Source organism: Streptomyces sp. NPDC026394 (assembly GCF_055567735.1).
In genome coordinates, this window is sequence record NZ_JBVHPX010000026.1 from 62,277 (window position 1) to 84,260 (window position 21,984).

Consider the following 21,984-nt stretch of genomic DNA (forward strand, 5'->3'; position numbering starts at 1 on the left):
AACGACTATATGTGACGTTGGTCACGCCTGCGCCATTCGGGTGGACGGGCGTCGTTCCGTGGGAGGCCCGCGACGGGTGAGGACCCGCGTACCAGCCCCGGAACGTCACGTTCCGGGCGACACGTACGTACGCCGCGCAAGCCGTGTGGCGCAGCACGCGGCCCGGTGGCTACGCCGTTCGGGCGAGCCCGATCGGGCTTCGTGTCGCCGAACGGGTGGGCCCTTGCGGTGCTCCGGCACCTCCTGGCCGCCCTGTCACCCTTGCCCGGCGCGTGTCGCGCGGGGCGGGTGGGGGTGCTGGTGCGCCGGAGGTGCGGAGGGAGAGCACTCGTGCCCCCGCCCGGGCGGGGGCACGGCGCGTCAACTTCGCGGCGGAGGTACGGAGATCAGCCGCGCGCGGCGCTCGCCGTCCAGTACGCGCAGGGCCTGCGCCAGGGTTCCCGCGTGCAGTTCGCTCTCGCCCCGGTCGTGCATCAGCGCCAACGCGTCCCGCAGTGCGGTGGTCTTGCCGACCAGGGCCTGTGCGGCACGGAGGCTGCCGTACGTGTCCGTGCCGCGGGCGGGGTTGATGCGGCCCAGCAGGTCCAGGACCGCCAGGTAACTGTCGACGACCTCGCCCTCGGCGCGCGTCAGCGCGGGCAGCGGCGGCAGTTCGGGTGGCCACATACCGGGCTCACCTCGCGCCCGGTGTCGCGGGGTGCTGCTTGCGGCTGCGGGTCAGCCCGTCGATGAGGCCGTACTCCATGGCGGCCTCGGCGCTGAAGACCTTCTCGCGTTCGAGGTCTTCGGTGATCCGCTCGGGGGACTGGCCGGTGTGCCGTACGAGCAGTTCCTCCAGCAGCGCCCGGGTGCGCAGCAGTTCGTCCGCCTGGATGCGGAGGTCGTCGGCCTGCCCCTGCACCGGCTCGTCGAACGAGGGCTGGTGGACGAGGACACGGGCGCCCGGCAGGGCGAGGCGCTTGCCGGGCGCGCCGGCCGCCAGCAGGACCGCGGCGACGGAGGCGGCCTGGCCCAGGCAGACCGTCTCGACGTCGCAGCCGACGAACTGCATCGTGTCGTAGATCGCGGACATCGCGGTGAACGAGCCGCCGGGGGAGTTGATGTAGAGCGAGATGTCCCGGTCGGGCGCATCGTGATCCAGGTGCATGAGCTGGGCGATCACGTCGTTGGCCGCGGCGTCGTCGACCGGGGTGCCCAGGAAGACGATCCGCTCGCCGAGCAGCTTGGAGTACGGGTCCATGGTCCGGGCCCCGTAGGAGGTGCGTTCGGTGAACTCCGGGAGGACGTATCGGGCCTGGGGGCCGTTCATGGGGAGCTCCTCTTCCCTGAGCGTCTGTAAAAAATGTACAGGACGTACGTAGGGCTAGATGGGAGCACGTTCCGCCGGGTGAAAGCAATGCCTTCGGTGGGTACGGATCGGGTCGCTCGCTGAGAGCGAAAACCCCATGAGGCGTCAGATACCCCCGCGGACCCGCAAGGTGACAGGACGTAAGGCCGCGTCTCCGGGGCGCGCCCGGGGGCGCGCCGCCGGTGCAGCGTTCCGGCCGAAGTTCCCCGGGCGCTCCGGTATCGGCCCGGCGTGCGGTGTGCCGGACCTCCTCCGCCGCCCCACGCGTCCGCTGCCGCAGCCCCATCGGGCAGCACGAGGCGACACCTGGCGCGCGGGTCCCTGGCCAAAGGGGCCCTTGCGGAATCCGCCCGTACGGAAAGCGCCGTTCCGCCCCGGACCGCCCGGGTACCCGCCGGGCGGACCCGAGCTCCTCGGGCCGAATCGAGTCCAGGAGGACGCGATGGCTACCGCTTCATCCGCCGGATATCCGGAATCCGGCCGCTCCCGGGCGGCCGGCGCCGAGCGGCACACGAGCGCGGAGACCAAGCCCGCGTTCAAGAGCACCGAGTTCTTCGTCTACGTCGCCGCCGTCGTGGCGGTCCTGGTCGCCTCCGCCGTCGTCGGCGGCGGCGACACCGGCGTGGATGTCTTCCCCGCCGATCAGGCGTGGCTCTATGTCACGCTGCTGACCATCGGATACATGATCAGTCGCGGCCTGGCCAAGTGCGGCAGCCGCGAACCCACCGACCACACCACCACCTGAGCGTCCCGGAGTGCAGCGATGGCCCGGCGTGCTGCCGGGCCATCGCTGTGCGTGGGGGCGGGTCTGCGCCGGGCCGTCGGGCGCAGGGGCGTCGGCCCCGTGCGCCGGGGGCGCCCATCGCGTCCGGCCGGTCGCGGCCCTGGCCGGGATGTCGTGGACGCGACCTAAGCTAGGACCATGGCTTATGAGATTCCGGTGACGCAGGCCCGGGCGGAGTTGGCGGACCTGATCAACCGCGTCGTCTACGGCGGCGAGCGGGTGGTCGTCACGCGCCACGGCAAGCCGCTGGTGGGGCTGGTGTCCGCCGCCGACCTGGAGCGCCTCGACGCGTGCCGGGAGGCGGAGGAGGCCGCGGCGGAGGAGCAGGTGATCAGTACGGTCTCCTCGGTACGGCCGTTCCCGGCCCCGTCCGGTGAGTGGGGCCGCTTCGGCATCGCGGCGGAACACCGTGGTACGGCGGGCGAGCACGGGGCGGCCGGCGGGCACGGCATGGTGGGCGAGCGCGGCGGCCCAGGCGCCACGGAGCGCTGACCGTGCGGCGCTGACAGCTCTGCGCGGGTCGGCCGCTGTTGCCCGCTGCCCGCTGCCGGGTGGACGGGGGCGGCCGGCCGGGGGCGGCGGCCCTTCTTTTTTGACATGAACATGAGGATCGTGCGGTACGGGCGGGCCCGCCCTGCGGTGCCCGCGGGGTCCATCTGTTGAAGTTCCGCGGCCGACCCGCCGCGTTAACGCCGGTGAAACGGCGCCGAACTAACCTGCGGCCGACGGGTCATTGATGGAGCGGAGCTGGAGAGCAGTTTGCTCCGCCTTTAATTACTGTGTGATACATCTGCTTTTGCGGGTGTATCGCCACCCGTGACCTGGGCGGATGCGCCCAGCTCGAAGACGGTGAGGTGAAGGTATGCAACTGACCCCGCACGAGCAGGAACGCCTGATGATCCACGTGGCGGCCGACGTGGCCGAGAAACGGCGCTCCCGCGGGGTACGGCTCAACCACCCGGAGGCCGTCGCGCTGCTGACCGTCCACATCCTCGAAGGCGCGCGGGACGGCCGTACGGTCGCCGAGCTGATGTCGACCGGGCGCAAGGTGCTCACCAGGGAAGAGGTCATGGAGGGCGTCCCGGAGATGATCCACGACGTACAGGTCGAGGCCACCTTCCCCGACGGCACCAAGCTGGTCACCGTCCACGAGCCCATCAACTGAGCACGGGGGCAACGACCATGATTCCCGGCCAGATCCTGCACGCCGACGACCCGGTACGCCTGAACCCCGGGCTCCCCGTCACCCGGCTGACCGTCCTGAACGCCGCCGACCGCCCCGTCCAGGTCGGCTCCCACTATCACTTCGCCGAGGCCAACCCGGGCCTCGACTTCGACCGTGCGGCCGCGCACGGCAAGCGGCTGAACGTTCCCGCCGGCTCCGCCGTGCGCTTCGAGCCCGGCATCCCCACCGAGGTCGAACTCGTCCCCGTCGGGGGCAAGCGGATCGTCGCGGGCCTGCGCGGCGAGACCGGAGGCTCGCTCGATGGCTGACCTGACCCGCCCCGCCTACACCGACCTGTACGGCCCGACCGTGGGCGACCGGGTGCGGCTGGCCGACACCGACCTCCTCGTAGAGATCACCGAGGACCGGGCGGGCGGCCCCGGCCGGGCCGGTGACGAGGCGGTCTTCGGCGGCGGCAAGGTGATCCGCGAATCGATGGGCCAGTCCCGCGCCACCCGCGCCGAGGGCGCGCCCGACACCGTGATCACCGGCGCGGTCGTCCTGGACCACTGGGGCGTGGTCAAGACGGACGTCGGTATGCGGGACGGCCGGATCACCGCGCTGGGCAAGGCCGGCAACCCCGACACCATGGACGGCGTCCACCCCGATCTGGTGATCGGCCCGGAGACCGAGGTCATCGCGGGCAACGGCAAGATCCTCACCGCCGGTGCCATCGACACCCATGTGCACTTCATCTGCCCCCAGCAGGTGGACGAGGCCCTCGCCTCCGGCGTGACCACCCTGGTCGGCGGCGGGACGGGCCCGGCCGAGGGCAGCAAGGCCACCACCATCACGCCGGGTGCCTGGCACGTGGCCCGGATGTTCGAGTCGATGGACGGGCTGCCCGTCAACGTGGGGCTGCTGGGCAAGGGCAACACCATGTCCGCCGCCTCGATGCGCGACCAACTGCGCGCGGGCGTCCTCGGCTTCAAGATCCACGAGGACTGGGGCGCCACCCCCGCCGTGCTCGACGCCTGTCTGCGCGTCTGCGAGGAGAGCGGCGCGCAACTGGCCATCCACACCGACACCCTGAACGAGGCCGGCTTCCTCCAGGACACCCTGGCCGCCATCGGGGGCCGCGGCATCCACGCGTACCACGTGGAGGGGGCCGGCGGCGGGCACGCGCCCGACATGATCGCCATGGTCTCCGAGCCGAACGTACTGCCCGCCTCCACCAACCCGACGCGGCCGCACACCGTCAACACCGTCGAGGAACACCTCGACATGCTGATGGTCTGCCACCACCTCAACCCGGCCGTGCCCGAGGACCTGGCGTTCGCCGAGTCCCGTATCCGGCCCTCCACCATCGCGGCCGAGGACATCCTGCACGACCTCGGCGCCATCTCGATCATGTCGTCCGACGCCCAGGCGATGGGCCGCATCGGCGAGGTCGTCCTGCGGACCTGGCAGACCGCGCACGTGATGAAGAAGCGGCGCGGCGCCCTGCCCGGCGACCTGCTCGCGGACAACGCCCGGGCCCGCCGTTACGTCGCCAAGTACACCATCAACCCGGCCGTCGCCCAGGGCATCGACCACGAGGTCGGCTCGGTCGAGGAGGGCAAGCTGGCCGACCTGGTGCTGTGGGACCCGGCGTTCTTCGGCGTCAAGCCGCAGCTCGTCCTCAAGGGCGGCCAGATCGCGTACGCGCAGATGGGCGACGCCAACGCCTCCATCCCCACCCCGCAGCCGGTGCTGCCCCGCCCGATGTTCGGGGCCATCGGCAGGGCACCGGGCAGCAACTCCGTCAACTTCGTGTCCGAGCAGGCCGTCGCGGACGGGCTGCCGGAACGGCTCGGGCTGACGAAGACCTTCCGGGCCATCCGCAGCACCCGCGGCGTGACCAAGGCGGACATGCGCAACAACGACGCGCTGCCCCGCGTCCACGTCGATCCCGACACCTTCACGGTCACCATCGACGGCGACGTGGTCGAGCCCGCTCCGGCCGCCGAACTGCCCATGGCCCAGCGTTACTTCCTCTTCTGAGCGGGCCGGGCATGAGCGAACGGCCGGAGCAGGAGGTACGGCGATGAGCAGGGCGGCGCTGCTGGTCCTGGCGGACGGCCGGTTCCCGGCCGGCGGGCACGCGCACTCCGGCGGTGCCGAGGCGGCCGTCGAGGCGGGGCGCATCCGGGACGCGGCGGGTCTGGAGGCGTTCTGCCGCGGCCGGCTGCACACCGCGGGGCTGGTCGCGGCCGCGCTGGCCGCCGCCGCGGCGGCCGGGTGCGACCCGCTCGCGCTGGACGAGGCGGCCGACGCCCGCACGCCCGTACAGGCGTTGCGGAACACGGCGCGCCGGCTCGGGCGGCAGATGATGCGGGCGGCCCGGGCCACCTGGCCCTCGGCCGAGCTGGACGCGCTGGCGGCCGCCCGGCCGCGCGGCGCGCACCAGCCCGTGGTGCTGGGGCTGGCGGCCCGGTCGGCCGGGCTGGACCCGCTGGACGCGGCCGGTGCCGCCGCCTACGAGAACGTCAGCGGCCCGGCCACCGCCGCCGTACGGCTGCTGAGTCTGGACCCGTTCGACGCGACGGCGGTCCTGGCCCGGCTGGCGGCGCCGCTCGACCAGGTCGCCGAACGGGCCGTCGAAGCAGCACGTCGGGTGCCCCTGGACGGCACCGGTGTACTCCCGGCGGCGTCCGCGCCGCTGCTCGACATCACCGCCGAGCAGCACGCGGCGTGGCCGGTACGGCTCTTCGCCTCGTAACCCTGCCCCTCGTAACTCCCGTCCCTCGTAACTCCCGCACCACGTAACCCCGTCCCTCGTAACGCCCGCCCCCGTCACCCCACCGCTCGTCCTCCCGCCACTCGTCCCGCTCAACCCGTACCGAAACGATTCACGGAGCCGACATGCATCTCGACCACGACCTCGACGAACGCTTCCCGCACCGGCACAGCTACAGCGCCGCGTCCCCCGAGCGTCCCGACGGCACCCGGCGTGCGCTGCGGATCGGACTGGGCGGTCCGGTGGGCACCGGCAAGACCGCCACCGTCGCCGCGCTGTGCCGCGCGCTGCGCGACGAGCTGTCCCTGGCGGTGGTGACCAACGACATCTACACCCGCGAGGACGCCGAGTTCCTGCTGCGCGAGGCGGTGCTGCCGGCCGAGCGCATCACGGCCGTGGAGACCGGTGCCTGCCCGCACACCGCCATCCGCGACGACATCTCCGCCAACCTCGAAGCCGTCGAGGACCTGGAGGACGCGGTCGGTCCGCTGGACCTGATCCTGGTGGAGTCCGGCGGCGACAACCTCACCGCCACCTTCTCCAAGGGCCTGGTGGACGCCCAGATCTTCGTCATCGACGTGGCGGGCGGCGACGACATCCCCCGCAAGGGCGGCCCGGGGGTCACCACCGCCGACCTCCTCGTGATCAACAAGACCGACCTCGCCCCGTACGTCGGCGTCGACCTGGAGGGCATGGCCCGTGACGCCAAGGCCCAACGCGGCGACCTGCCCGTCACCTTCACCTCGCTCAAGGGCGAGAACGGCGTCAAGCCGGTGACGGACTGGGTCCGCGCACGCCTGGCCGACTGGACCGCGGGCCCCGCATGACCCTCGCGCCTCCCGAGCGGACCCGGCCCCTGGACCCCGGGCCGCTCCGCGTGCCCGACCCCGCTCCGGCGGCGCACGGTCTGCGCGCCACGGCCCGCGTCACCGCGCGGACCGGCACGGACGGCACGACCCGCCTGCCCGTACTGGACGGCGAGGGGCCGCTCGCGCTGCGCCGCGTCCGCGCGCACGGGAAGCAGGCCCGGGTGTGCGTCGTCGGCGCCATGAGCGCCCCGCTCGGCGGTGACCGGCTGCGCATCGAGGCGACCGCCGAGGACGGCGCCGACCTGTGCGTCACGGCGGCCGCGGCGACCGTCGCGCTGCCGGGCCGTACCGGCGGACACGCCACGTACGACGTGGAGCTGACCGTCGGCGAAGGGGCCCGGCTGGAGTGGCTGCCCGAACCGCTCATCTCCGCCGAGGGCAGCGACCTGCGGATGACGACGACCGTGCATCTCGCGCCGACCGCGCGGCTCGTGCTGCGGGAGGAGCAGGTGCTGGGGCGCAGCGGGGAACGGACCGGACGGCTGAGCAGCCGCCTCACGGTCCGCCGCGCCGGGCGTACGCTGCTCGACCAGGAGACGGCGTACGGGCCCGGCGCCCCGGGCTGGGACACCGCCGCGGTCCTCGGCGGCAACCGGGCCACGGGCCAGCTCCTCGTCGTGGACCCGGCGTACGACGACCGGCCGGCCGAGGTGCTGCTGCTCGGCACGGGGCCCGGGGAAGGGCAGGGCGTTCGCAGCCCGCTGGCCGGGCCCGCCGCCCTGACGACCGCTGTCGCACCGGACGCGTTGCGGGTGCGGCGCCTCCTGGACGCGGCGGGTACGGCTCCGTGAGAAGCGGCCCGCCTGGCGGCTTCGGAGTGAGGTGCCCGGCAGGCCCGTCGTGGTGTCAGGCGTGCTGGGCCCGGTCGTGGACCTGCTGCGCGGTGACGCCGAGGACGGGTCCGTACAGCGTGGTGCTGTGGTCCAGCGCGTCGCCGTGGCTGTTGACCGAGACGAGCGTGCCCAGGCCGGTGCGCGGGTCGAAGTCCGCGAGCCAGGGACCGCCGCTGGCACCGCCGCTCATGTCACAGGGGATGCTCAGTTCCTGTCGCGGCGCGGCCTTCGAGGGGCCCGCGCAGTACAGCAGTTCCTCGCCGCGCTGCGGACGGGTGGCCGGGTAGCCGAACGCGGTGATCCGGCCGCCCGCCGGACGGCCGAAGGCCACCGGCTGGCCGCCGACCGTGTCGGTGAGCGAACGTCCGCCCACCGGGTCCACGGTGAACGCGGCGATGTCGTTCTCCCCGTCCTGTGCCCATGAGCGCGGGGTGACGGAGGCACGTACCGGGAAGACGCCGTACGGGCGGGCTCCCTGGTCGTACCCCGGGACGAACACCAGGTCGGTGTAGGTGTTGTCGGGGGAGGCGGGCAGCCGCGCGCAGTGGCCGGCGGCCATGACCACCGAGTGGTTGCCGCTCCTGACGGCGGTGGCGGTGCAGTACGTGTCGTCGCCCTTCTGGTTGACGAAGAAGAGCCGGCCGACGGTCCTCACCGGCGCGCCGGCCCACTTCTCGGTCAGTGGGCCGGTCGGCCCGAGACCGACGGCGCTGCCGACCTCCTTCATACGGGCCGGGGTCCAGTGGGCCAGGGCCGCCCGGCGTTCCTGCGCCGTGTAGGTGACCGTGTCGGTGACGTCGGGTGTGGCGGCCGTCGCAGGGGGCGCCGTACCGAGGGCCGGGGCTACGGCCAGGGCCAGGGCGGCGAGCGTACGGGGGAGGGCCGGAGCCACGCGCATAGGACGGTATCTCCTCAGGTGGGGCGGGCGCGGACGGTGCTGTCCGGGAAGGGCACGGCGCTGCTCCTAGGGGAGAGAGCAGCGCCGCACCCGAGAAGACGGCCGATGCACGGCATCGGTGCCGTCGGGGAGACAGGAACCTGTGAAAAGCGGGGAAAGCCCGCCCTCCCGACAACCCGTCAGCCCACCAGCCCCGACAGCCCCGCCGGCCTGTCAGGCCTCCAGCATCGCGGCGAGCACCGACCGCCAGTCCTCGCCCGGACGCTCCGTCAGTTCGTCCGCAAAAGCTCGGGCGGGACGGTAGCGGCGGCGGTGGTGCAGCAGGAAGTCCGGCCCGGCCGCCTCGCCGGTTCCGTTCTCCGTCGCGGTGTCCGCGCCCGGACCCGCGTGGGTGCCGTGGATCTCGCTGGAGCTGCCGAGCAGCCGGATCAGCTCGGCGGCGAAGTCACGCCAGTCGACGTGGCCGCCGACCGCGTTCACCACGCCGCCGGTCGGCCGTTCCACGCAGCTGACCAGCGCACGGGCCAGCGCCGCGCCGTGCACCCAGGGCGCGCCGTACCAGCCGCGCTCCCGCGCGGGCAGCTCGATCGGCTCGCCGTTCCGCGCGGCCTGGAAGAACTGGCCGGTGGCGCCCCAGCGCAACTGGTCGCGCAGCCTGGCGTGCGGACCCCACACGATGGGCACCCGCACCACACCGGCCGCGCCCCGCCCGCCGCTCCCGGCGGCCGCCAGCAGCATCCGTTCGCAGTCGAGCTTGGCCCGGCCGTACGCGGTGAACGGCCCGGCCGGCGCGGTCTCCTCGGTCACCTCGGTGACCGGCGGCTGCCCGTACGCGTCCACGCTGCTGACGAAGACGAAGGTGCCCCGCCGCCACCCGTCCAGCGCGGCGCGCATGGCCGCGAGGTCCACCTCGGGGGAGGTGAAGGTGCAGGCGGCATGGATCACCGCGTCCGCACCGGCGGCCGCCGACCGCAGGCTGTCCGGGTCGCCGAGGTCCCCTTCGCACACCTCGACGCCGTCCGCCGCGAGCAGGTGCGCCGATTCGGGCCGTACCAGCGCCCTCACGGGACGACCGCGTGCCGCCAGCTCCCGCAGGACGAAGGCGCCCACGCCGCCGGTGGCACCGGTGACCAGGACCGTTCCGGTGCGCGCCGCATAGGGGCGGGAGCCGCCGGGGGCCGCGCCCGCGGGCCGGGCCGCGCTCCGGACGGCGGCCAGTGCCGCCGCGCGCTCCTCGCCCCGCCCGTCCAGCAGGGCGGCGATGGCGCGCGGGCTGCGGTGCTCCATCACGTCCAGGCCGGTCAACGGCAGGCCCAGCCGTTCGCGCAGCCGGTCGGCCAGTTGTACCGCCAGCAGCGAGTGTCCGCCGAGCAGGAAGAAGTCGTCGTCCAGTGCGGGCCGCCGGCCCAACTGCTCGGTGAACGCGTCCAGTACGGCCTGCCCGCGTGCCCCCACGGTGTCTGCGGGCGCGGCCGTCGCCGGTGCGCCCGGCAGGCGGCCGCGGTCCACGGCACCGTCGGCCGTACGCGGCAGTACGTCCAGGACCGTCACCGCGGCCGGGACCAGCTCGGTCGCCAACCGCGTACGCAACGCGGCCCGCAGGCCCATGGGGTCGAGGGAGCCCGTGCGGCTCGGCACGACGTACGCGAGGGGCGACCGGCCGTCGATCTCCAGCAGAAAGGCTTCCGCCACTTCCGGTCGGTCGCGGAGGAACCGTTCTGCCGGGTGGACCGGCTCCGCACCGTCCGGTGCGCCGGTTCCGGACTGCGGCCGGGTCAGCGGACGGCCGGGGTCGGCGGCCACCGCCGCCAGCAGGTCGGCGAAGCCGCGCAGCAACTGCCGAGCCGTCCGCTCGTCGAGCCGCGCCCGGTCGTACTGCACCAGGCAGCGCGGCGGCGCGCCGTCGCTCCGGTCCTCCTCCACGTAGAAGCCGAGACCGAACTTGGCCGTCCCCAGATCGACCTCGACCGGTTCGCTCACCAGCCCGGGCAGGTCCAGGGCGGCGGGCGCCCGCAGCACGTCGGCCGTGACGTCCACCAGGGGTTGGCCGTCCGCCCCACGGGCCGCAGCTCCCAGCCGCTCGACGATCAGGTCGAACGGCACGTCCCGGTGCTGCTGCGCCTCCAGCAGCGCGTCCCGTACCCGGTCCAGCAGAGCGCCGAAGGTGCCCGTGCTCCGCGCGTCCACCCGGACGGGCAGGGTGTTCACGCACAGGCCGACCAGCTCCCGGATCTCCGCGCGGTCACGGTGGCTGCCCGCGCAGCCGAGCACCAGGTCCGTCCGGCCCGTCCGCTCCAGCAGGGCGGCGTACGCGGCGGCCAGGACGACGGTGAACAGGGTGCTCCGGTGTTCCCGGCCCACCGCGCGCAGCCCTTCGAGGACGGCGGGCGGCAGCGGCTCGGCGAGCAGTGCGGCCTGTCCGCGCCGGGCCGGGGCGCCGGAGTCCGCGGCCGGGGCGGGCAGCGGTACCGGCCGGGCGCCCGCGAGGCGCCCGAGCCAGAATTCCAGACCGTTCTCCAAGGCGTCCACGGCGGCGTGCTCATGGCGCGCGTAGTCCGCGTACTGCGGCGCAGGGGAGGCGAGCGCTCCGGGCAACTCCCCGGTCAGTGCGTCGTCACCGTCGCGCGCCGCCCCGTACAGCGCGCCCAGCTCGCGCGCGACGATGGCCAGTGAGCCGCCGTCGACGGCGATGTGATGCAGCGTCAGCAGCACGGTGTGGTCCTCGGCGGCATGCCGTACGGCCAGTGCGCGCAGCACCGGGCCGCTCGCCAGGTCGAAGGGCCGTGCCGCGGCCTCCCGCAGCAGTTCCGCCACGTCACCGTCCGCGGACACCACCTCGACCGGCACCGGCACAGCGTCCAGCGCCTCCTGGTAGGGCTCGCCGTCACGTTGTCCGTACCGCGTACGCAGCACCGCATGACGGCGTACGAGGGCGGTCAGCGCCCGGCCCAGCGCCTGCGGGTCGAACGGCCCGCGCACCCGGGTCGCGAACGGTACGTGGTACGCGGCGCCGCTGCCGCCGAGACGGTCCATCAGCCACATGCGGCGCTGAGCCGCGGAGAGCGGTGCCGGACCTTCCGTGGTCTTCGCGCCGACGGCGGCCGCACGGGGCGTGCTCCCGCGCTTGGCGGCCTGCCGTTGCCGGGCGATCCGCAGCAGCGCCGCCTCGCGGGCAGTGTCCGGAGCGGTGGTCATCGCAGATCCTCCAGAGCGGTTGAGGTGGCCGGTTCGTCGCCGGGCGCGCCCGGACCCTCGTGCAGATGCAGCAGGGCCCGCTCGACGTGTGCCGCCTGGGCGGCGACGGTGGGGGCGGCGAAGAAGTCGGCGAGCGACATCTCCACGCCGAGGTCCTCGCGAAGGTCCTCCACGACGCACAGCGCCAGCAGCGAGTGCCCGCCGAGCGCGATGAAGTCCGCCTCGGGGTCGTCCACCGGGTGGCCCAGGGCCTGGCTCCACAGGTCGGCGACGACCTGCTGGAGGGGCGAGAGATGGCCGGGCCCGCCGTCCCGAGCGGCCTGGGGGCCGCCGTCCGGAGCGGGCTCGGGCCCGCCGTCCCGAGCGGCCTGGGGGCCGCCGTCCGGGCCGGCCGCGGAACCGTTCACCGCACCGGTGCCGATGCCGCCCACCGGACCGGCCCCGCCCCCCTCCACCACCTGTTCGGCCAGCGCCCGCCGGTCCACCTTGCCGACACCGGTCATCGGGAGCGCGTCCACGAACGCCCACGCGTTGGGTACGAGGTAGGACGGCAGACGGCCCTCCAGGTGGGCGCGCAGCGCCGCCGCTCCGGCGGCCGCACCGTCCTCGCCGTCCTCCTGTACGACGAAGGCCACCAGCCGCGCGTCGTCCGGGGCCGGACGCTGGACGACCACGGCCGCGTCGGCGACCTCGGTGTGCTCACGCAGCGCGTGCTCGATCTCGCCCGGCTCGATCCGGAAGCCGCGGACCTTGATCTGGTCGTCGGTCCGGCCGTGGAAGTCCAGCGTGCCGTCGGGGCGCGCCGAGACCACGTCGCCGGTGCGGTAGAGTCGGCCGGCCGTCGGGTGGCCGACGAAGCGTTCCGCCGTACGCTCCGGCTGTCCGACGTAGCCGAGTGCCAGCCGGGGGCCGCCGAGCCACAGCTCGCCGCGCACGCCCGGCGCCACCGGCGCACCGTGCTCGTCCATGACGTACGCGGTCGTCCCGGCGATCGGGCGGCCGATGGGCGGCGGGGCGTCGCAGTCGGCGTCCGTCACACGGTGCGCGGTGGCGAAGGTGGTCGCCTCGGTCGGTCCGTAGCCGTTGACCAGTTCCAGCCAGGGGTGGGCGCGCAGCACGGAGCGCGCGTGCTGCGCGGACAGCGCCTCGCCGCCCACCAGCACGCCGCGCAGCACCCCGAAGAGCGGGGACCGCCGGGCGGCCAGGTGGTGGAAGAGCGCGGTGGTCAGCACGGTGACGGTCGCGCCGAGGCGCTCCGCGTCCCGCGCCAGCCCGGTCGGCGAGAGCCGGTCGGCGGTGGACACCGCGACCGCGGCGCCGTTGGCCAGCGCGGCCCACACCTCGAAGGCGGCGGCGTCGAACGTGACGGGGGAGTGGAACAGCACCCGGTCGCGGGGCGTGAGGGTCACGTACTCCGGCCGGTGCGCCAGGCCCGCGATGCCCTGGTGGGTGACGGCCACCCCCTTGGGCTGCCCGGTCGAGCCGGAGGTGAACATGACGTAGGCGACGTCGTCCGGGTCGTAGGTCCCCTCGGCGGGCGCGGGTGTGCCGTCCCCGGTGTGCTCCGCCGCGCGGGCGGGTGGCGGCAGCGCCCGGTCACCGGGGATGCCCGCCGCCTCCACCAGGTCCTTGTCACCGACCGTCAGCACCGCTCCGGCCGTCTCCAGCATCGTCGCGATGCGCGGCGCGGGATAGTCGGCGTCCAGCGGTACGTAGTGCCCGCCCGCCCACCAGACGGCGAGCTGGGTGACCACGGTGGGCACCGAGTGCGGCAGCAGGACGCCGACGGCGGCACCGGGGCGCACGCCCCGGTCCCGCAGCACCCGGGCGAAGCCGCCGGCCGCCGCGGCGAGTTCCGCGTACGTCAGAAACGTTTCGCCGTCGGTCACGGCGAGCGCGTCGGGGGTGGTGCGGGCGAAGTGCGCGACGCGTCCGGGCAGGCCGGTCGTGAGGGCGGTCATCTTACACCCCCGCCAGGTCGGCGGCGGCGCGCCGGGTGTCCACCAGGGCCGCCAGCGCCCGCAGGTCGGGCTGCCGCAGCACTTCGGGCGCCCGCAGCCGGACGCCGCAGTGCTCCTCGATGCCGGTGAGCAGCCGGGCGGTGGACAGGGAGTTGCCGCCGGCCGCGGCGAAGTTGTCGCCGGTGCCGAGGGTCCGGCTGCCGAGCAGGTCGCGGCAGAGCCGCAGGACCAGTTCCTCGGTCGGCGACTGCGGTGCGCCGTCGCCCTCCGGGGCCGTGGCGCCGCCGGCCGCCGCCTCTTCGGCCGCCAGGAGCGCGGCCCGGTCGACTTTGCCGTTGGCGTCCAGCGGGAAGCTGTCGAGGAACCGTACGACGGCCGGTACGGCCTGTTCGGGCAGCCAGCCGCGGGCTTCGCGGATCAGCTCGTCCGCAGCGGGCACCGGCTCACCGGGGACGGGCAGGACGAAGGCGACGAGCCGGGTGACTTCACCCGCGGCGGTCCGAACGGCGACCGCCGACCGCCGTACGCCCGGGTGGTGCTCGAACGCGGCCTCCACCTCGGCGAGTTCGACGCGGACGCCGCTCACCTTGACCTGGTCGTCCAGCCGCCCGAGAAAGTCCAGCACCCCGTCGGGCCGCATCTGTACCCGGTCGCCGGTGCGGTAGACCCTTGCGGTCCCGGTGACACCGTCCGGCGGAGCCACGAAACGGGCCGCCGTCAGGTCCGCGTCCAGGTAGCCGAGGGACAGCACGTCGCCGCCGACGCGCAGTTCCCCGGCCTCGCCGCGCGGGACCACCCGGCCCGCCTCGTCGGTGACGCAGACGACGGCGCCGTCGACGGGCGTGCCGATCGGCGGGGGAGCGGTGTCGCCGCCGTCCGCCTCGACATGGTGCACCGTGGTGACGACGGTGGCCTCGGCGGGGCCGTACGCGTTGTGCACCCGGGCCGTGACCTGCGGCGCGGGACGGCGGCGCAGCCGGTCGCCGCCCACCACCAGGTGGCGCAGGTCCGGAAGGGCGGGCCAGGGCCGTTCGAGGACGGTCTCGGCGAGCGGCGTGGGCAGAATGGCGACGGACACCTTGGCCCGCCGCCACCAGCCGGTGAGGGCGTCCGGGTCCCAGCGCACCTCCTCGGGCGGCACGCTCAGCGTGCCACCGGAAGTGAGCGCCGCCCACAGCTCCTTGAGGTGCGGGTCGAAGGAGACACCGATCAGCAGGCTGTGCCGGTCCCCGGGCCGGGCCCCGGTGTACGCGTGGTACCAGTCCAGCAGCGAGCCGAGCGACGAGCGGCCCACCGCGACGGCCTTGGGGGTGCCGGTGGAGCCCGACGTGAGTACGGCGTAGAAGGTACCGGGCGGAGCGGTCGGCGCGGTGGCGGGCCCGGCGCGGAACGCGGCCACGACGCTGCCGGCCGCGTTGGCGCCCTCGGCGGGCAGCGGCAGGGACACGGCGCTCGTCCCGGTACCCGTACGGTACGCCGCGGGCAGCAGCGCGGGGTCGCCGACGAGGCAGGCCACGCCCAGGCGCTCGGTCACCGCCGTCAGCCGGTGCTCGCCGGGGCGCGGCCCCAGCGGCAGGTAGACGGCGCCGAGCCGGGCGAGCCCGACCGCCACCGCGACCAGCGCGGCGGAGCGGTCGAGGCACACGCCGACCAGGTCACCGGGGGACACCCGGCCGCGCAGCGACTCGGCCACGACGTGCGCCAGGGAGTCCACCTCGGCGTAGCTCCAGGACAGTTCGCCGTCCTCGACGGCGGGCGCGTCGGGGGTGCTGCGCACCCAGTGCTCGTACCGGGCGAGGATGTCGGACCGGTCGGCGGCCTCCGACGCGGCGGTCGGCGTGCTGCCGTACGCGATGCTGAGCCGGTCGTCCTGCGCACTGCTGCCGGGACGCTCGTGGACTGAAATACTCATGATTCCTCTGCGGTTCGCGAGTTCACGCATTCGTAAGGGGCGGGGCCGGGGGCGGTGGTCCGGCCCCCGGGCCCCGGAGGGCGGACGGCTCAGCCGAGACCCATGGACCGGGCGACGATCACCTTCTGGATCTCCGAGGTTCCCTCAATGATCGTCATCATCCGGACATAGCGGTACAGGAACTCCAGCGGATGCCCGCGCACCCACCCCGTGGCGCCGTGCACCTGAAGGGCCCGGTCCACCACCCGCACCGCCGTCTCCGACGAGGTCAGCTTGGCCAGCGCGGCGTTCTCCGGCGCCTCCGTGCCGCCGTCCACCAGCCGCGCGCAGGCCAGCGTCAGCAGCTTGGCCGCCTCGATCTCCGCGCGGCTGGTCACCAGGTGCTCCTGCACATGCTGGTACGCGCCGATGCGCTCGCCGAAGGCCCGCCGTTCACGGGCGTACGCGATGCCCTGCTCCAGCGCGTACTCGGCGATACCGTCGCACATCGCGGCCACCACCAGGCGGCCCCGGGACAGGCTGTCCATGCCGTTGCCGAGCGCCTGGCCGACCCCGTCGGGGCCGCCGATCACCGCGTCCGCCGGCACCCGCGCGTCCTCCAGCAGCAGTTCGTACAGCGGCTCGCCCGACATCCCGTCGTACCGCTGCCCGATCCGCAGCCCCGGGTTGCCCGCCTCCACCACGAAGGCCGTCGGCTCACCCCCGGCCGAGGCGACGACCAGGGTGAAGTCCGCCCGGTCGGCGTTGCTCACGAAGGTCTTGCGGCCCTTGAGGACCCACTCCCCGGTCGCCTCGTCCCGCACGGCCGTGGTGGTGAGCTGGAACGCGTCCGAGCCCGCGTGCGGTTCGGTCAGCGCCAGACAGCGCACCGCCTCGCCGCGCACCAGCGGCTTGAGATAGCGCTCGATCTGCTCCTTCGTGCCGTGCCGCAGCAGCGGACTCGGACCGTCGGAACCCGCGAGGGCGTACGGCGCCAGCGGGCAGCCGCTGCGGCCCGCCGCGTGGTGCAGCAGCACCACGGCGGTGAACGGCATACCCGAGCCGCCCAGCTCCTCGGGATAGTCACCCGCGTAGAAGCCGAGGGCCGCCGAGCGACGGCGTACGTAGTCGCGCAGCTCGGCCGGGGGCAGGTCGGCGTCCTCCGGCAGGTCCGCCGCCAGCGGCACCAGCTCCTTGCGGATGAACGCTTCGAAGGAGGCGGTCAGTTCCCGGTGGTCGGCCTCCAGGACCGACGAGGGGTAGCTGTTCACGCCGCCACCTCCCGCACCGCACGAGCCTGGTCGGCCAGCACCGGGTTCTGGAAGAACAGCCGCAGCGGCGGCCGGCTGCCGAGCCGGGGCTCCAGCCAGGCGGCGAGCTGCGCGGCCAGCAGGGAGTGGCCGCCGATCTGGAAGAAGTGCGACGCCGGGGTGAAGTCGTCGTGTCCCAGCACCTCGCGCCAGGCCTCGGCGAGCAGCGCCACCTGCGGGTCGGCGGGCTCGCCGGACGTCCCGGCCGCGGCGTGCCCGGCCGCCTCCTCGGGCGGCAGCTCGGCCACCCGGCGGGCCAGGGCCGCGCGGTCGGGCTTGCCGCCCTGGAGCGTCGGCATGGCGTCCAGCCGTATCCAGCGGCCCGGCACGAGCGCGGTGGGCAGCCGGCGGGACAGCGCGGCGTGCAGTTCCTGCTCGTCCGGGCCGGCACCGTCCCCGGCGCGGGACTCCAGGAAGCCGATCAGCCGCGGCCCGGCGGGCCCGCCCGGGTCGAGCACGACGGCGGACGACCGGCCGCCCAGCTCGGCGGAGGCGGCGGCCTCCACCTCCTCCAGCTCGATGCGGTAACCCCGCAGCTTGACCTGGTTGTCGCGGCGTCCCAGGAAGCAGAGCCGCCCGGTCAGGTCCCGGTAGCCGAGGTCACCGGTGCGGTACACCCGCTCGCCGCCCAGGGCGTTAGGCGTCACGAAGCGCTCGGCGGTGGCCCGCGCGTTGCCGAAGTACCCGTCGGCCAGCCCGGCGCCCGCGACGGCCAGTTCACCGACCGCGCCCGCGGGCAGCGGCCGCAGCCCGGCGTCGAGCACGTGCACCCGGGTGCCCGGGAGTTCCGCGCCGAGCGGCACCTCGGCGCCGTCCCGCAGGTCCGCGCGGGTCACCTCGTGCACGGTGCTGGTGATCGCCGCCTCGGTCACGCCGTACGCGTTGAGCACGGCGACCGACGGCGACCCGGCGGCGGCGTCCACGGCGTCGAACAGCTCGTGCAGCGCACCGACCGGCAGCCGCTCACCGCCCAGGACGATCGTGCGCGGGGCCCAGCGGCCGTCCCGCAGCGCCTCGCCCAGCTCCTGCCGTACCGCGAGGAAGTAGCTGGTCGGCAGGTTGGCGACGGTGACCCGACGGGCCGCGAGGACCGCGGTCAGCTCGTCCGGGGTGGGCACCTCGCGTTGCGGCAGCACCAGGCAGGCACCGGCCAGCAGCGACGGCAGCACCTCTTCCAGCGCCACGTCGAAGGAGGGCTGGGCGAAGAGCAGCACCCGGTCCCGTTCCGTCAGGCCGTACCGGTCCGCCGTGGCGCGGGCGTGCTGCGCCAGCGCGGCCCGGCTCACCACGACCGGCTTGGGCAGGCCGGTGGAGCCGGAGGTGTGGATCACGTAGGCGGCGTCCTTGAAGGCGTCCGGGCCCAGGTCCTGGGCAGGGGCCGCCGCCTCCGGGAACGCGGGGCCGTCCAGCAGCGCCACCGGCAGCCCTTCGGCCGGGAGGGACAGCGCGCTCTCCCGGGTGGCCAGCACCAGCGCGGGGTTCAGCCGCTCCAGCAGCGTCGTCAGGCGCGTGGCCGGGTCGTTGGGGGAGAGGGGGCAGTACACGGCGCCGGTGCGCAGGCAGGCGAGCAGCGTGACGACCGAGTCCGTACCGCGCGGGAGGACGGCGGCCACCGGGCGGCCCGCTGTCACTCCGGCCGCGCGGAGCCGGCGTGCCAGGTCGTCGACCCGGGCGCCGAGCTGACCGTACGTCAGGCTCTGGGCGCCGCCGACGAGGGCGGGGCGGGCGGCGTCCTGGCGGGCGACCGGGTCGAGCACCTCGTCGGTGGGGAGGGACGCGAGGGCGTCCGCCTCCTCCGGGCCGGTGGCGCGGTCCGCGGTCACCGCGGCGGCTCCCAGCGAGGCCAGCGGTGCGTCCGGGGTCTCCAGATAGGCGCGCAGTACGTCGAGGAAACGTTCCGACAGGAGCCGGACCACGTCCTCGCCGAACAGGTCACGGTCGTAGTCCCACACCAGCGTCATCCCCGCGGCGCCCTGCCGCGGGCCGACCGTCCGCCGGTCGTCCGGCATCAGCACCAGGTCCAGGTCGAAGCGCGTGGTGCCGGTGTTGAAACCCTCGTACAGCGCCACCTCCAGCTCCGGCACCTCGATCTCCGGCAGCGCCGCGTCGTGCGCGCTGAACATCACGCTGAACAGCGGGTTGTCCGCGCCGGAGGTGTGCCGGCCGAGCGCTCGCGTCAGCTCCTGCACCGGCACCTCCTGGTGCGGCAGGGCCCGGATCAGCGTGTCGGTGACCTCGTCCACGGTCTCCAGCGCCGCGGCGGCCGGGTCCGGCCGCAGGCGCAGCGGGATGGTGTTGACGAACATGCCGACGGTGCCCTCGAAGCCCACCGGACGGTTGCCCACCGCGGTACCGACAACGATGTCGGTCCGTCCGCTGTGCCGACGCAACAGCTCCGCGAACAGGCTCAGCAGCGTGGAGAACGGCGTGTGCCCCTGGGCGCGGCTGCTCTCCCGCAGCCGCTCGGCCAGGTCGGCACCGATGGCCTGGCGCAGTTGCCCGCCCGCGTGGCGGCGCTGCGCACCGGGCCGGGCGAGGCCGGGCAGCGGCAGGTCGAAGGTGGCGTCCGACAGCTCCCCCGTCCAGTGCGCCAGGCTCGCCTGCCGGTCGGCGACGGCCGCGGCGCGCGCGTGCTCCTCGTACGAGCGTGCCGCCGACAGCTCCACCGGCTCGCCCAGCACCTGACCCCGGTACACGGTGAACACGTCGTGCAGCAGGATCGCGAAGGAGTGACCGTCGTGGATCAAGTGGTGTTCGACGTGCACGACACGGTGGTGCCGCTCGCCCAGCCGGGCCAGGCACCAGCGCAGCAGCGGTGCCTCGGTGGTGTCGAGCGGCGTCTCGGCCTCGGTCCGCAGCAACTCCTGGAACGCGGCCTCCGGGTCGGCCTCCTGGGAGAGGTCCACGGTGCGTATCCGTGGCGCACATCGTTCGCGTACCCGCTGTTCGGGCACCTCGCCCGGCCGCTCGACGAGTTCGAGGCGCAGGCCGGCGTGCCGGTCGAGCGCGGCGCCGAGCGCGGCGCGCAGGGCCGCCTCGTCGAGTCGGCCCCAGAGGTCGATCGACGCCGTGAAGTTGTAGGCACGGCTGCCCGGCAGCATCTGCTCGTGCAGCCAGACGACGTCCTGGGACGGTGAGAGTCCGAACATGGTCCATCCTTCGGGTGGTGGATGAGGGTGGGCACGGCCCGGCGCCCGCTGTCGGTCGGACGCGGGGGCGGGTGGGGTGGTGCGGTACGCGGAGCCGGGGCCGGCCCTGGGTGGGGGCCGGGGGCCTGGCGTGCGGGTCAGGCCACCGGCGTGGCGGCAGTGGTGCGCGCCGTGCCGGACGGCTCGGCGGGTCCGCCGGACAGCTCGGCGGTCAGGGCGGCGAAGGCGTCGTGCACGAGGCCGTCCGGGAAGGCGTCCCGGTCCCAGGCCAGCCGTACGAGCAGATCGCTCCCGTACGAGACGGAGACCGCGAACGGCGCCTGGAGCGGCCGCCCGTCGATGTGCACCTCCCGGCCCGCGACGCCGTCCAGTTCCAGCGGCGGGCGGCGGTGCAGGTCCTCGAAGGTCAGCAGACCGTCCAACTGCCCCGTCCAGGGGACGGTGGCCGTCCGGGCCGCCCGGACCACCTCGTCGAACGGGGCGTCGGCGTGGTCGAGGTCGTCCCACCAGGTGGTGGTCAGGTCGTCCGGGCCGCAGGCGAAGGCCGGGTGCACGACGGTGTTGAGGAAGCAGCCGAGGACGGGCGGCGCTGCGGCGGGGCGGCCGCCCCAGGGGTAACCGAGCAGCGGCGTACGGCCAGGCGCGCCCGCCTCGACCAGAGCGCGCGCGACACCGCCGCACGCCCCGAGCAGCACGGGGAAGGCCGTGGCCCGCCCGTCACCGCCGCGGACCGGCAGGCGCGCCTGGAGTGCACCGGTGGGCCGCGGCGCATCCGGTACGGACGCCTGTCGGGCGGTGGGCTGCCCGGGAGCCGCGCTCGTGCCGCTGCCCGCGAGCGCCGGGGCGATCCTGCGGGCCCAGTACGCGAGCGCGCCCGGCCCCGACGCCCGTTGTTCCGCGTCGAGTTGCAGGCGTACGGCCTCCCGGTACCCGGCCACCTCCACCGTGGCTCGGTCCTGCGGCACATCGCCGGGACCGAGCCCGTGCCCGTACGCCTCGCCGAGGTCGGCGGAGATCCGGCCGAGCGACTGCTCGTCGCACACGGCGTGGTCCAGGGCGAGGGCGAGAATCTCCACGGGGCCCGTGGCGCCGTCGGCGCCGTCGGTGTCGGTGCCGCTGTCTGCCTGGGCATCAGCGTGGGCGTCGGCCAGGAACAGCCGCAGCGGCGGGCCTTCGGCCGACCAGGCCGACAGCGTCCGGCGCAGGGCCCCCGCCGCGCTTTCCCCGGGGCGCGGAGTCACCCTGTTCACCTGCGCCTCGGGCGCACCGAGCCGCTGGACGGGCGCCCCGCGCAGGACGTCGGGCCGGGTACGCAGCGCGGGGTGCGCCGCGGCCAGGTAGCCGGCGGCCGCACGCAGCCGCTCCAGGTCGATCGTGCCGCGCGGGAAGGCGAAGAACAGCGGTACCACGTCGGGCCGGCCACCGGGCGCCAGCCGCCGGGCGAGCAGGAACCGCCGCTGCGCACCGGTGACGGGCAGCAGCGCCGCCGGGTCGCTCACCCCGGCGGCGGCCTTCTCGTAGCGGGCGAGGTACTGCTCCGTGATGTTGACGGTGGCCCGGTGGGCACCGGTGCCGGTGGTGAAGCGGGTACGGATGCCGGTGCCGGCCGGTTGGCCGGTGCTGAGACCGACTGTCGTGCTGGGGTCCACGATGACCTCCTTCGCGCCGCCGCGGACGGGGCGTTGCGTACGAGACGTGCAGGACGTACGAGACGTGTAAGACGTACGAGACGTGTAAGACGTACGAGACGTGCGGGACGTAGCGGCCGCGTACGAGGCATATGAGCCGGTCGCGACGTACGA

The 21,984-nt window shown here is 74.6% G+C and carries 17 protein-coding genes; 8 read left to right on the plus strand and 9 right to left on the minus strand.

Annotation, left to right across the window (positions count from 1 at the left end; all coding sequences use genetic code 11):
• Positions 1-360: 360 nt before the first annotated feature.
• Both ACZ4QV_RS36515 and ACZ4QV_RS36520 read right to left on the minus strand, forming a co-directional pair.
• Positions 361-666, minus strand: coding sequence for a hypothetical protein (locus ACZ4QV_RS36515; RefSeq protein ID WP_361158663.1), 306 nt, complete (start codon positions 664-666; stop codon positions 361-363).
• Between the two features lie 7 nt (positions 667-673).
• Positions 674-1,309, minus strand: a complete 636-nt coding sequence (locus ACZ4QV_RS36520; protein WP_361158660.1) for an ATP-dependent Clp protease proteolytic subunit — start codon at positions 1,307-1,309, stop codon at positions 674-676.
• A gap of 481 nt (positions 1,310-1,790) precedes the next feature.
• Here ACZ4QV_RS36520 and ACZ4QV_RS36525 point away from each other — a divergent pair, with 481 nt between their 5' ends.
• The 8 genes from ACZ4QV_RS36525 to ACZ4QV_RS36560 all read left to right on the plus strand — a co-directional run bounded on the left by ACZ4QV_RS36525 (position 1,791) and on the right by ACZ4QV_RS36560 (position 7,736).
• Complete coding sequence (locus ACZ4QV_RS36525; RefSeq protein ID WP_361158657.1) at positions 1,791-2,093, plus strand: hypothetical protein; 303 nt, start codon at positions 1,791-1,793, stop codon at positions 2,091-2,093.
• Between the two features lie 177 nt (positions 2,094-2,270).
• A complete protein-coding gene (locus ACZ4QV_RS36530; protein ID WP_361158654.1) occupies positions 2,271-2,624 on the plus strand; it encodes a type II toxin-antitoxin system Phd/YefM family antitoxin in 354 nt (117 codons plus the stop codon).
• A gap of 370 nt (positions 2,625-2,994) precedes the next feature.
• Positions 2,995-3,297, plus strand: a complete 303-nt coding sequence (locus ACZ4QV_RS36535; RefSeq protein ID WP_030017664.1) for an urease subunit gamma — start codon at positions 2,995-2,997, stop codon at positions 3,295-3,297.
• A 17-nt stretch (positions 3,298-3,314) separates the two neighbouring features.
• Positions 3,315-3,626: an urease subunit beta gene (locus ACZ4QV_RS36540; protein WP_361158651.1), complete on the plus strand. Its 312-nt coding sequence runs from the start codon at positions 3,315-3,317 to the stop codon at positions 3,624-3,626.
• On the plus strand, positions 3,619-5,340 hold the full coding sequence (locus ACZ4QV_RS36545; RefSeq protein ID WP_467764034.1) for an urease subunit alpha: 1,722 nt from the start codon (positions 3,619-3,621) through the stop codon (positions 5,338-5,340). Before ACZ4QV_RS36540 ends, ACZ4QV_RS36545 begins: the two co-directional genes overlap by 8 nt.
• 43 nt (positions 5,341-5,383) lie before the next feature.
• Positions 5,384-6,058 carry an urease accessory protein UreF gene (locus tag ACZ4QV_RS36550; RefSeq protein ID WP_467764035.1) on the plus strand — a complete coding sequence of 225 codons (675 nt, stop codon included), beginning with the start codon at positions 5,384-5,386 and terminating at the stop codon, positions 6,056-6,058.
• Between the two features lie 143 nt (positions 6,059-6,201).
• Positions 6,202-6,903 carry an urease accessory protein UreG gene (gene ureG / locus ACZ4QV_RS36555; RefSeq protein ID WP_361158642.1) on the plus strand — a complete coding sequence of 234 codons (702 nt, stop codon included), beginning with the start codon at positions 6,202-6,204 and terminating at the stop codon, positions 6,901-6,903.
• On the plus strand, positions 6,900-7,736 hold the full coding sequence (locus tag ACZ4QV_RS36560) for an urease accessory protein UreD (RefSeq protein ID WP_361158639.1): 837 nt from the start codon (positions 6,900-6,902) through the stop codon (positions 7,734-7,736). The genes ureG and ACZ4QV_RS36560 overlap by 4 nt, the downstream gene beginning before the upstream one ends.
• A 55-nt stretch (positions 7,737-7,791) precedes the next feature.
• Here ACZ4QV_RS36560 and ACZ4QV_RS36565 read toward each other — a convergent pair whose 3' ends face one another.
• The 7 genes from ACZ4QV_RS36565 to ACZ4QV_RS36595 form a co-directional block, all read right to left on the minus strand.
• Positions 7,792-8,676: a trypsin-like serine peptidase gene (locus tag ACZ4QV_RS36565; protein WP_361591087.1), complete on the minus strand. Its 885-nt coding sequence runs from the start codon at positions 8,674-8,676 to the stop codon at positions 7,792-7,794.
• A 213-nt stretch (positions 8,677-8,889) separates the two neighbouring features.
• On the minus strand, positions 8,890-11,871 hold the full coding sequence (locus ACZ4QV_RS36570) for a condensation domain-containing protein (RefSeq protein WP_467764036.1): 2,982 nt from the start codon (positions 11,869-11,871) through the stop codon (positions 8,890-8,892).
• Positions 11,868-13,832 (minus strand): non-ribosomal peptide synthetase, encoded by a 1,965-nt coding sequence (locus ACZ4QV_RS36575; RefSeq protein WP_467764037.1) that lies wholly within the window; start codon positions 13,830-13,832, stop codon positions 11,868-11,870. Before ACZ4QV_RS36575 ends, ACZ4QV_RS36570 begins: the two co-directional genes overlap by 4 nt.
• Before the next feature lies 1 nt (position 13,833).
• Complete coding sequence (locus ACZ4QV_RS36580) at positions 13,834-15,744, minus strand: non-ribosomal peptide synthetase (RefSeq protein ID WP_361882161.1); 1,911 nt, start codon at positions 15,742-15,744, stop codon at positions 13,834-13,836.
• A gap of 89 nt (positions 15,745-15,833) precedes the next feature.
• Positions 15,834-16,994, minus strand: coding sequence for an acyl-CoA dehydrogenase family protein (locus tag ACZ4QV_RS36585; RefSeq protein ID WP_361158625.1), 1,161 nt, complete (start codon positions 16,992-16,994; stop codon positions 15,834-15,836).
• Positions 16,991-20,182, minus strand: coding sequence for a non-ribosomal peptide synthetase (locus tag ACZ4QV_RS36590; protein WP_467764038.1), 3,192 nt, complete (start codon positions 20,180-20,182; stop codon positions 16,991-16,993). Before ACZ4QV_RS36590 ends, ACZ4QV_RS36585 begins: the two co-directional genes overlap by 4 nt.
• Before the next feature lie 137 nt (positions 20,183-20,319).
• Positions 20,320-21,831, minus strand: a complete 1,512-nt coding sequence (locus tag ACZ4QV_RS36595) for a non-ribosomal peptide synthetase (RefSeq protein WP_361637964.1) — start codon at positions 21,829-21,831, stop codon at positions 20,320-20,322.
• Positions 21,832-21,984 lie beyond the last annotated feature (153 nt).

Excerpts from the sequence above, each read along its gene's own strand:
- ACZ4QV_RS36575 (WP_467764037.1), bottom strand. The coding sequence starts at position 13,832 with ATGACCGCCCTCACGACCGGCCTGCCCGGACGCGTCGCGCACTTCGCC.
- ACZ4QV_RS36565 (WP_361591087.1), bottom strand. The coding sequence starts at position 8,676 with ATGCGCGTGGCTCCGGCCCTCCCCCGTACGCTCGCCGCCCTGGCCCTG.
- ACZ4QV_RS36545 (WP_467764034.1), top strand. The coding sequence starts at position 3,619 with ATGGCTGACCTGACCCGCCCCGCCTACACCGACCTGTACGGCCCGACC.
- ACZ4QV_RS36570 (WP_467764036.1), bottom strand. The coding sequence starts at position 11,871 with ATGACCACCGCTCCGGACACTGCCCGCGAGGCGGCGCTGCTGCGGATC.
- ACZ4QV_RS36520 (WP_361158660.1), bottom strand. The coding sequence starts at position 1,309 with ATGAACGGCCCCCAGGCCCGATACGTCCTCCCGGAGTTCACCGAACGC.
- ACZ4QV_RS36540 (WP_361158651.1), top strand. The coding sequence starts at position 3,315 with ATGATTCCCGGCCAGATCCTGCACGCCGACGACCCGGTACGCCTGAAC.
- ACZ4QV_RS36550 (WP_467764035.1), top strand. The coding sequence starts at position 5,384 with ATGAGCAGGGCGGCGCTGCTGGTCCTGGCGGACGGCCGGTTCCCGGCC.
- ureG (WP_361158642.1), top strand. The coding sequence starts at position 6,202 with ATGCATCTCGACCACGACCTCGACGAACGCTTCCCGCACCGGCACAGC.
- ACZ4QV_RS36535 (WP_030017664.1), top strand. The coding sequence starts at position 2,995 with ATGCAACTGACCCCGCACGAGCAGGAACGCCTGATGATCCACGTGGCG.
- ACZ4QV_RS36560 (WP_361158639.1), top strand. The coding sequence starts at position 6,900 with ATGACCCTCGCGCCTCCCGAGCGGACCCGGCCCCTGGACCCCGGGCCG.
- ACZ4QV_RS36590 (WP_467764038.1), bottom strand. The coding sequence starts at position 20,182 with ATGTTCGGACTCTCACCGTCCCAGGACGTCGTCTGGCTGCACGAGCAG.
- ACZ4QV_RS36515 (WP_361158663.1), bottom strand. The coding sequence starts at position 666 with ATGTGGCCACCCGAACTGCCGCCGCTGCCCGCGCTGACGCGCGCCGAG.
- ACZ4QV_RS36580 (WP_361882161.1), bottom strand. The coding sequence starts at position 15,744 with ATGAGTATTTCAGTCCACGAGCGTCCCGGCAGCAGTGCGCAGGACGAC.
- ACZ4QV_RS36525 (WP_361158657.1), top strand. The coding sequence starts at position 1,791 with ATGGCTACCGCTTCATCCGCCGGATATCCGGAATCCGGCCGCTCCCGG.
- ACZ4QV_RS36530 (WP_361158654.1), top strand. The coding sequence starts at position 2,271 with ATGGCTTATGAGATTCCGGTGACGCAGGCCCGGGCGGAGTTGGCGGAC.